The sequence below is a fragment of the Microbacterium sp. genome (assembly GCF_032084865.1).
In the GTDB taxonomy this organism is placed as follows: domain Bacteria; phylum Actinomycetota; class Actinomycetes; order Actinomycetales; family Microbacteriaceae; genus Microbacterium.
On record NZ_DAMDLU010000025.1, the window covers coordinates 1 to 8,080 of the forward strand.

An 8,080-nucleotide genomic window follows, 5' to 3' on the forward strand; every position below is an offset into this window, starting at 1 on the left:
GGAGCGGTGGCGCGCGAGCCCGTGGCGCGTGAACGGCGCGGTGCCGGGGGAGCGGCTTCGACAGGGCGCGCTGCGTCTGCCTCCCGCGGTGCGGGCTCCGCTGGATCGGGCACTGGAGCGGGGCGCGGTCACCCTGCGCGCGTACGACCGGGTGCTGCGGATTGCCTGGACGCTCAGCGATCTCGCCGGCCTGTCATCGCCCGGAGCCGATCAGCTCGGGCAGGCGCTGTTCCTCAAGAAAGGACTCCTCGCATGATCGCCACCGGACTCGAACTCATCGATGACCCGGAGCTGCGCTCGGCCGCACGCCTGCTGCGTGCGGATGCGGACCCGGACGAGGTGGCGGCGCGGGTGGCGTGGTCGGTTCTCGTCGAGCCAGGCGATGGTGTCGCCGGCGCCCTGCTGCAGAGCCTGGGTGCGGTGGAGGCGCTGCGCATCGTGTTCGGTGAGTCGAGCCTCATGCCCCCAGGTGTGGCTGCACCCCGGGCTTTCGCGGAGGCGACGGCGCGCTGGCGGCCTCGCGCGAGCACACGCGCCGTCCGGGATGCACTGGTCTCCGCGCACAGTGTGGGAGCGCGCCTGCTGCTGCCCGGTGACGAGCTCTGGCCGGACGGGCTCGACGACCTCGACGTCCATCAGCCTGTGCTGCTGTGGGCCCGGGGCGACGCGGATGTGCTGGGCGCTCAGACCGCGGCGGCGATCGTCGGCGCCCGGGCTGCCACGGGGTACGGCGAGAACGTCGCCGCCGAGCTTGCTGGCGACCTGGCGACCGGTGGGACGCTCGTCGTCTCCGGAGGCGCATACGGGATCGACGGGGCGGCGCACCGGGCGGCGTTGGGCGTCGGCGGGTCGACGGCCGCGTTCCTCGCCGGTGGTGTCGACCGGGCGTACCCGATCGGGCATCAGCAGCTGTTCGATCGGATCCGGCAGGCGGGCGTCGTGCTGAGCGAGGTGCCCTGCGGAACGGCGCCCACGAAGTGGCGCTTCCTCGCGCGCAACCGGCTCATCGCGGCCTCGAGCCTGGCGACGGTCGTGGTGGAGGCGGGCTGGCGAAGCGGCACGCTGAACACCGCAGGTCACGCGTCGTCGCTGGCCCGCCCGCTGGGCGCGGTGCCCGGGCCGATCACCTCAGCGGCATCGGCCGGATGCCATCGGCTGCTGCGGGAGTACGACGCGGTGTGCGTCACCAGCGCCCAGGAGGTCAGAGAGCTGTGGGGTGAGACGGCGGCCACAGCAGCGCCGTCCGCCGCCCCGGAGCACGATCGCACCAGGCTTTTCGACGCGATGAGCACGCGCAGCGCCCGAGAGACGGCTGACATCGCCCGCCGCAGCGGCCTCTCCATCGAGCGGGTGCGCTCGCTGCTCGGGCTCGTCGCCCTCGATGGCCTGGTCGCACAGCGCGACGACGGGTGGGTGCGCCTGCAGTGACGGTGCGCCTGCAGTGACGGCGCGCCCGTGCGGCAGCAGATGACGCAGCACGGCGCGATCTTTCGGCGCGCCCGTACGCGAAGCCGCGGGGGAGCGGCATGCTGGAGAGGTGAGGTATGCGGACGCGGTGACATCCTTCACGTCGTACCTGGATCGAGTGCGACGGCTGTCGCCCGCCACCGTGCGCGCCTACCGTTCCGACCTCGCCGACCTCGGTGCCGTCGTCGGCGACGCCGACCTGCGCGAGATCGACCTCGAGACGCTGCGTGAATGGCTGTGGCGGGCAACGCAGCGCGGCGACGCCCGGTCGACGCTCGCTCGACGCGCCGCCGCCGCGCGCTCGTTCTTCGGGTGGGCGCACGAGAGCGAGCTCATCGCCGTCGACCCCAGCCTCCGCCTGGTGACGCCGAAGCGCGCCAAGACCCTTCCCCTCGTCGCCTCGCAGGACGGCATGCGCGAGCTGCTCGACCGGCATCGCACAGTGGCCGCGGACGGCGACCCGGTCGCGCTGCGCGACCATGCGATGCTCGAGGCGCTGTACGGCAGCGGCATGCGCGTCTCAGAACTGTGCGGCATCGACATCGACGACGTGGACATGAACCGACGCACCGTGCGCGTGCTGGGCAAGGGCGCGAAAGAGCGGGTCGTCCCGTACGGTGCGCCGGCCGCCGATGCGATCGGCGCGTACGTGACCAGGGGTCGCCCGGCACTGATGCGCCGCGCCGCGCAGACGACGCCCGCGCTGTTCCTCGGCGCGCGTGGAGCGCGCATCGGCTCCCGCACCGTCTACGCCCTCGTCTCCCGCGTACTCGGTCCTCTCGTGGGAGCCGATCACGTCGGGCCGCATGCACTCCGGCACTCCGCCGCCACCCACCTGCTCGATGGCGGAGCCGATCTTCGCACCGTGCAGGAGATCCTCGGGCACGCGAGCCTCGGCACGACGCAGATCTACACGCACGTGTCGGCCGAGCGGCTGCTCGCCGGCTACCGCCTCGCCCATCCACGCGCGTGACATACGGGGCAGCCTGCAGACTCACACCTCGCAGCACGGGAGCAGGATCGCCCGCGGCACCTCGCCGAACAGCGGCAGCGGGTTGACGTAGCGAACGTCCAGTCGCACGCCCACATGCAACGTGCCGCGCTCCGCGTGGCCACCCGCCGCCACCGTCCCGATCAGATCCCCCGCGGAGACCACGTCACCGGGAGACAACGCCGACGCGACCGGCTCCCAGGTGCTCACACGACCGCCGCCGTGATCGATCGTGATCAGCGGACGATCGACCACGGTGCCACGGAACGCCACGACGCCGGCGGCAGGAGCGCGGACATCAGCGCCCGCGACGGCAGCGACATCCATCCCGCGATGGCCCGGGCCGTACTCATGCGCGGGAGCGCGGAACGGCTCGACCACCGACCGGGCGCCGTCGACCGGCCATTCCCACGTGCCCTCGACCGCGGGCGGATCGCCCGTGCCGCCGACGAGCGACAGGGACAGCGAGAGGACGATGGCGATCAAGCGGGTGCGCATCGCCCCACCCTCGCCCATCCGCCGTCGCCGCGAGTCGCGGGATGCCGATGACCGGGGAGAAACCGGCTGATTCATGCACCTGTGCAGGACGTTCACGCAGAGCACGATCCTGTACACTGGGGGAGCACCTCGAAATCGAGGTGACTACGCGTGCCCACAGCGACTCAGGTCGTGGCATCCACTCCCACAGGTCCCGCTCCTCCGAGCGGGCGGGCGTGCGCCGGGCACCAGGACTGCCGGTCGATCGACCGGCGAATCAACCTCAACGACGCGACAGCGTCAGAACAAGGAGACGACCATGGCTGTGGTCACCATCCGCCAGCTGCTCGACAGCGGCGTGCACTTCGGACACCAGACCCGCCGGTGGAACCCGAAGGTGAAGCGCTTCATCCTGACCGAGCGCTCGGGCATCCACATCATCGACCTGCAGCAGTCGCTGTCGTACATCGACCAGGCGTACGACTTCGTCAAGGAGACCGTCGCCCGCGGCGGCACCATCCTCTTCGTCGGCACCAAGAAGCAGGCGCAGGAGATCCTCGCCGAGCAGGCCGACCGTGTCGGACAGCCCTACGTCAACCAGCGCTGGCTGGGTGGCCTCCTCACCAACTTCTCCACCATCGCGAAGCGTCTCGCTCGCATGAAGGAGCTCGAGGAGCTCGACTACGAGAACCCCGCGGCGTCCGGCTTCACCAAGAAGGAGCTCCTTCTCAAGAAGCGCGAGCTCGACAAGCTGCACAAGTCGCTCGGCGGCATCCGCAACCTGTCGAAGACCCCGTCGGCGCTGTGGGTCGTCGACGCGAAGCGCGAGCACCTCGCCATCGACGAGGCCAAGAAGCTCGGCATCCCCGTGATCGGCATCCTCGACACGAACGCCGACCCGGATGACTTCCAGTACCCGATCCCCGGCAACGACGACGCGATCCGCTCGGTCTCGCTGCTGACGCGCATCATCGCCGACGCCGCGGCCGAGGGCCTGCAGCAGAAGCACAACCCGGAGTCGGGCGACGCAGAGCCGCTGGCCGAGTGGGAGAAGGAGCTCCTCGAGGGCTCCGACGCTCCGGCCGCCGAGGCACCCGCTGAGGCCGCTGAGGCTCCCGCCGCTGAGGCAGCCGAGGCGCCCGCTGAGGCCGCCGAGACTCCCGCAGCCGATGCCGCCGAGGCGCCGGCAGAGGCCGCTGAGGCTCCCGCCGCCGAGGCAGACGCCAACTAAGTCACCCCACACGTTCAGATACGAAGCAAGGAGCCACCACACATGGCCAACTTCACCATCGCCGACATCAAGGCGCTGCGCGAGCAGCTCGGCACCGGAATGGTCGACACCAAGAAGGCGCTCGAAGAGGCTGGCGGAGACGTCGAGAAGGCGACCGAGATCCTTCGCCTCAAGGGCGCGAAGGGCAACGCGAAGCGTGCCGACCGCTCCACCAGCGAGGGCCTCGTCGTCGCTCGTGAGATCGACGGCGGCGTCACGCTGATCGAGCTCGCCTGCGAGACCGACTTCGTCGCCAAGAACGAGCGCTTCATCACGCTCGCCGACAAGGTCGCCGACGCTGTCGCAGCCGTCGCCGCCGACTCGGTCGAGGCGGCACTCGCCGCTCCGGCCGGCGAGCAGACCGTCGAGCAGCTGATCTCCGACGAGGCGGCCATCATCGGCGAGAAGGTCGAGCTGCGTCGCGTGCGCACCGTCACCGGAGACAACGTCTCGGTGTACCTGCACCGCACCAGCAAGGACCTGCCCCCGCAGATCGGTGTCGTCGTCGCCTACAGCGGTTCGGACGCCGAGACCGCTCGCAGCATCGCGCAGCACATCTCGTTCGCGAACCCGTCGTACCTCTCCCGCGAGGACGTCCCGTCCGCCGAGGTCGAGAAGGAGCGCGACATCGTCACCGAGATCTCCCGCAACGAGGGCAAGCCCGAGGCCGCCCTGCCGAAGATCGTCGAGGGTCGCGTGACCGCGTACTTCAAGCAGGTCGCGCTTCTCGAGCAGGACTACGCGAAGGACAACAAGCTGTCCGTGGCCCAGGTCGCGAAGGATGCCGGTATCACCGTCACCGACTTCGCGCGCTTCAAGGTCGGCGCGTAACAGCCTCCAGGGGGTTCGGATCAGAGATCCGGACCCCCTTCTTCATGCCCAGAAGGCACTATCTTGAATCGGGACGAGAGGAACCCATCCATGACCGAAGGCACCGGACGCCGGCGCGTCCTCCTGAAGCTCTCCGGCGAAGCGTTCGGCGGAGGCCAGCTCGGCGTCAATCCCGACATCGTCGGTCAGATCGCCCGTGACATCGCGGCAGCTGTGGACCGTGTCGAGATCGCCATCGTGGTCGGCGGAGGAAACTTCTTCCGGGGCGCCGAACTCAGCCAGCGCGGCATGGACCGCGGCCGTGCCGACTACATGGGCATGCTCGGCACCGTCATGAACGCCCTCGCATTGCAGGACTTCCTCGAGCAGGCCGGCGCCGCCACGCGCGTGCAGTCGGCCATCTCGATGACCCAGGTGGCAGAGCCCTACATCCCGCGACGCGCTGAGCGGCACATGCAGAAGGGTCGCGTCGTCATCTTCGGCGCCGGCGCCGGTCTGCCGTACTTCTCGACCGACACGGTGGCCGCCCAGCGCGCACTGGAGATCGGCGCGCAGGAGGTGCTGGTGGCGAAGAACGGGGTCGACGCCATCTACACCGCCGATCCGAACAAGGATGCCAGCGCCGAGCGCATCGAGCAGGTCACCTACCGCGATGCTCTGCAGCGCGGTCTCAAGGTGGTCGACTCCACCGCATTCAGCCTGTGCATGGACAACAACATGGACATGCGCGTGTTCGGCATGGAGCCGGCGGGCAACGTCACCAAGGCGCTGCTCGGCGAGCCGATCGGCACGCTCGTCACCCCCTGATCGACCTGTCGCTCAGGGTTCGGCGGCACAACGCCGGATAGAATCGTTCCATAACCACGACCTAAGGAGCACCCGTGATCGCGGACGTCCTCGCTGATACCACCGCACGCATGACCCGCGCGGTCGACGCCGCCAAGGAGGACTTCGCCACGGTCCGCACCGGGCGCGCGAACCCGCAGCTGTTCCAGAAGCTGATGGTCGACTACTACGGCTCGCCCACCCCGATCGCCCAGCTCGCCTCGATGGCGAACCCCGAGGCGCGCACGCTCATCGTCACCCCGTACGACAAGAGCGCGCTGCGCGCGATCGAGCAGGCCATCCGCGACATGCCGAACCTCGGAGCGAACCCCACGAACGACGGCAACATCGTCCGTGTGACGATGCCGGAGCTGACCGAGGAGCGCCGCAAGGAGTACGTGAAGCTCGTGCGCTCCAAGGGAGAGGACGCCAAGGTGCAGATCCGCGGCATCCGTCGCAAGGCGAAGGATCAGCTCGACGGACTCAAGGCCGAGGTGGGCGAGGACGAGCTCGCTCGCGGCGAGAAGGAGCTCGACGCCCTGACCCGTCAGTACGTCGACGCGATCGATGACGCGCTCAAGCGCAAAGAGGCAGAGCTGCTCGAGGTCTGACGGCATGGCAGGCGACAGCGATTCCGGCGAACAGCCGCTGACGCGACGAGAAGCCCGTCAGGGCGATGCTCCCGCGGGCGGCGATGGGTCGGCGCGCCCGGCTCCCGGCGACGGCAGCGGCGGCGTGGATGCGGAACGACACCTCTCGGATGCGGCGTTCCCGGCCTTCGACGCCGGGCGCATCCCGCCTCGTCCGCCGATGCCGGCCGTCGACGGGGCGGAGTCGCATGCGCTGCGCGAGCAGTGGCGCGCCAGGCGCGGCGAGTTCGAGTCCCACGTGACGCAGGCCCGTGAGCAGTTCGATCAGGCGAACGAGCGGATCAAGCAGCGCACGGGTCGCGATCTGATCGTGGCCATCCTGATCGGCGTCGCGTTCGGCGCTGTGCTCATCGCGTCCCTGCTGTTCATCAAATGGCTGTTCCTGCCGATCGCGATCGCGGCCGGTCTGCTCGGCACCTACGAGCTGTCCCGGGCACTGCGCACCGGCGGCCGTCGGGTGGACATCGCCCCGCAGCTGATCGCGGGTGCCGCTGTTCTTCTGACCGGACCGTTCGCCGCACTCTGGCTGAGCTGGGTCGTGCTCATCGCCGCGGTCGCCTTCGTCAGCGTGTGGCGGATGATCGGGCAGATGATCGCCGCGGACGGTCGCACGTACGGCGCCGTGCTCGCGGATGTCGTGGTCGGGGCGTTCGTGCAGGTGTACGTGCCGTTCCTGACCTCGGTGGCGCTCATGCTGCTGAGCCGGGAGAACGGCGAGTGGTGGGTGCTCGGATTCATCGCCGTCGCCGTCGCCGCCGACACCTGCGCATACGCGGCGGGACTCGCCTTCGGCAAGCACCCCATGGCCCCGCGGATCAGCCCGAAGAAGACCTGGGAGGGCTTCGGCGGTGCGGTGGTCGGCTCGCTCGCCGTGGGCGTGCTCCTCGCGATCTTCCTGCTGCAGCTGCCCTGGTGGTGCGGTCTGATCTTCGGCGCGGCGATCCTCATCTTCGCCACGATCGGCGATCTGGGCGAATCGATGCTCAAGCGCGATCTCGGCATCAAGGACATGAGCTCCTGGCTTCCCGGACACGGCGGTCTGCTCGACCGGCTCGACAGCATCCTTCCCTCCACCGTTCCGGCGCTCGCCCTGTACCACCTGCTCACCCCTCTGATCGGATCCTGATGACTGATTCCGACCTCGAGATGCTCGTCTCCGCACACGACGAGGCGCCGCCGGCATTCCCGTTGGCCACGGGGCGCCAGCGCGGATACCACCGTGCGGCGGTCGACAGCTTTCTCGACTCCGCCCGTGCGGCGTTCGAGGCGTCGCGCGACGATTTCGGGGCGGACGACGTGCGTGCCGCATCCTTCCCCCTGGTCAGAGGAGGGTACGTCATCGCTGATGTCGATGCCGCCCTTGCTCGGGTGGAGGATGCTTTCGCGCAGCGCACCCGCGAGCGGGCGATCAGCAGCGTGGGTGTGGATGCCTGGGTGGCCCGCGCGCGGGACGACGCTCAGCAGGTGCTCGATCACCTCAGCCGGCCCGCGAAGAAGCGGTTCGCACGCACGAGCATCCTGACCTTCGGCTACCGGATGGATGAGGTCGATCACGTCGGCGGCCGCATC

The 8,080-nt window shown here is 69.6% G+C and carries 9 protein-coding genes and 1 pseudogene; 9 read left to right on the plus strand and 1 reads right to left on the minus strand.

Features of this window, described 5'->3' with window-relative positions; all coding sequences use genetic code 11:
• The 3 genes and pseudogenes from RT309_RS04445 to RT309_RS04455 form a co-directional block, all read left to right on the plus strand.
• Positions 1–256: pseudogene (locus RT309_RS04445) on the plus strand (ATP-binding protein); the annotation flags it as partial.
• Complete coding sequence (gene dprA, locus RT309_RS04450; RefSeq protein WP_313355687.1) at positions 253–1,428, plus strand: DNA-processing protein DprA; 1,176 nt, start codon at positions 253–255, stop codon at positions 1,426–1,428. The pseudogene RT309_RS04445 and the gene dprA, both read left to right, overlap by 4 nt.
• A 109-nt stretch (positions 1,429–1,537) precedes the next feature.
• Complete coding sequence (locus RT309_RS04455) at positions 1,538–2,440, plus strand: tyrosine-type recombinase/integrase (RefSeq protein WP_313355688.1); 903 nt, start codon at positions 1,538–1,540, stop codon at positions 2,438–2,440.
• A gap of 21 nt (positions 2,441–2,461) precedes the next feature.
• On the opposite strand, the gene RT309_RS04460 is transcribed toward RT309_RS04455, so the two are convergent.
• Complete coding sequence (locus RT309_RS04460) at positions 2,462–2,956, minus strand: M23 family metallopeptidase (RefSeq protein WP_313355689.1); 495 nt, start codon at positions 2,954–2,956, stop codon at positions 2,462–2,464.
• Positions 2,957–3,254: 298 nt separating this feature from the next.
• On the opposite strand from RT309_RS04460, the gene rpsB reads away from it, so the two are divergent.
• The 6 genes from rpsB to RT309_RS04490 form a co-directional block, all read left to right on the plus strand.
• Positions 3,255–4,166: a 30S ribosomal protein S2 gene (gene rpsB, locus RT309_RS04465; protein ID WP_313355690.1), complete on the plus strand. Its 912-nt coding sequence runs from the start codon at positions 3,255–3,257 to the stop codon at positions 4,164–4,166.
• A 42-nt stretch (positions 4,167–4,208) separates the two neighbouring features.
• The gene (gene tsf / locus RT309_RS04470; protein ID WP_313355691.1) at positions 4,209–5,036 is read left to right on the plus strand and encodes a translation elongation factor Ts; all 828 of its coding nucleotides are present in this window, start codon (positions 4,209–4,211) and stop codon (positions 5,034–5,036) included.
• Between the two features lie 90 nt (positions 5,037–5,126).
• Positions 5,127–5,843: a UMP kinase gene (gene pyrH, locus RT309_RS04475; protein WP_313355692.1), complete on the plus strand. Its 717-nt coding sequence runs from the start codon at positions 5,127–5,129 to the stop codon at positions 5,841–5,843.
• 74 nt (positions 5,844–5,917) lie between these two features.
• A complete protein-coding gene (gene frr / locus RT309_RS04480; protein ID WP_313355693.1) occupies positions 5,918–6,472 on the plus strand; it encodes a ribosome recycling factor in 555 nt (184 codons plus the stop codon).
• A gap of 4 nt (positions 6,473–6,476) precedes the next feature.
• Positions 6,477–7,637 (plus strand): phosphatidate cytidylyltransferase, encoded by a 1,161-nt coding sequence (locus RT309_RS04485; protein ID WP_313355694.1) that lies wholly within the window; start codon positions 6,477–6,479, stop codon positions 7,635–7,637.
• A partial coding sequence (locus tag RT309_RS04490; protein WP_313355695.1) for a DivIVA domain-containing protein occupies positions 7,637–8,080 on the plus strand: 444 nt, incomplete at its 3' end. The genes RT309_RS04485 and RT309_RS04490, both read left to right, overlap by 1 nt.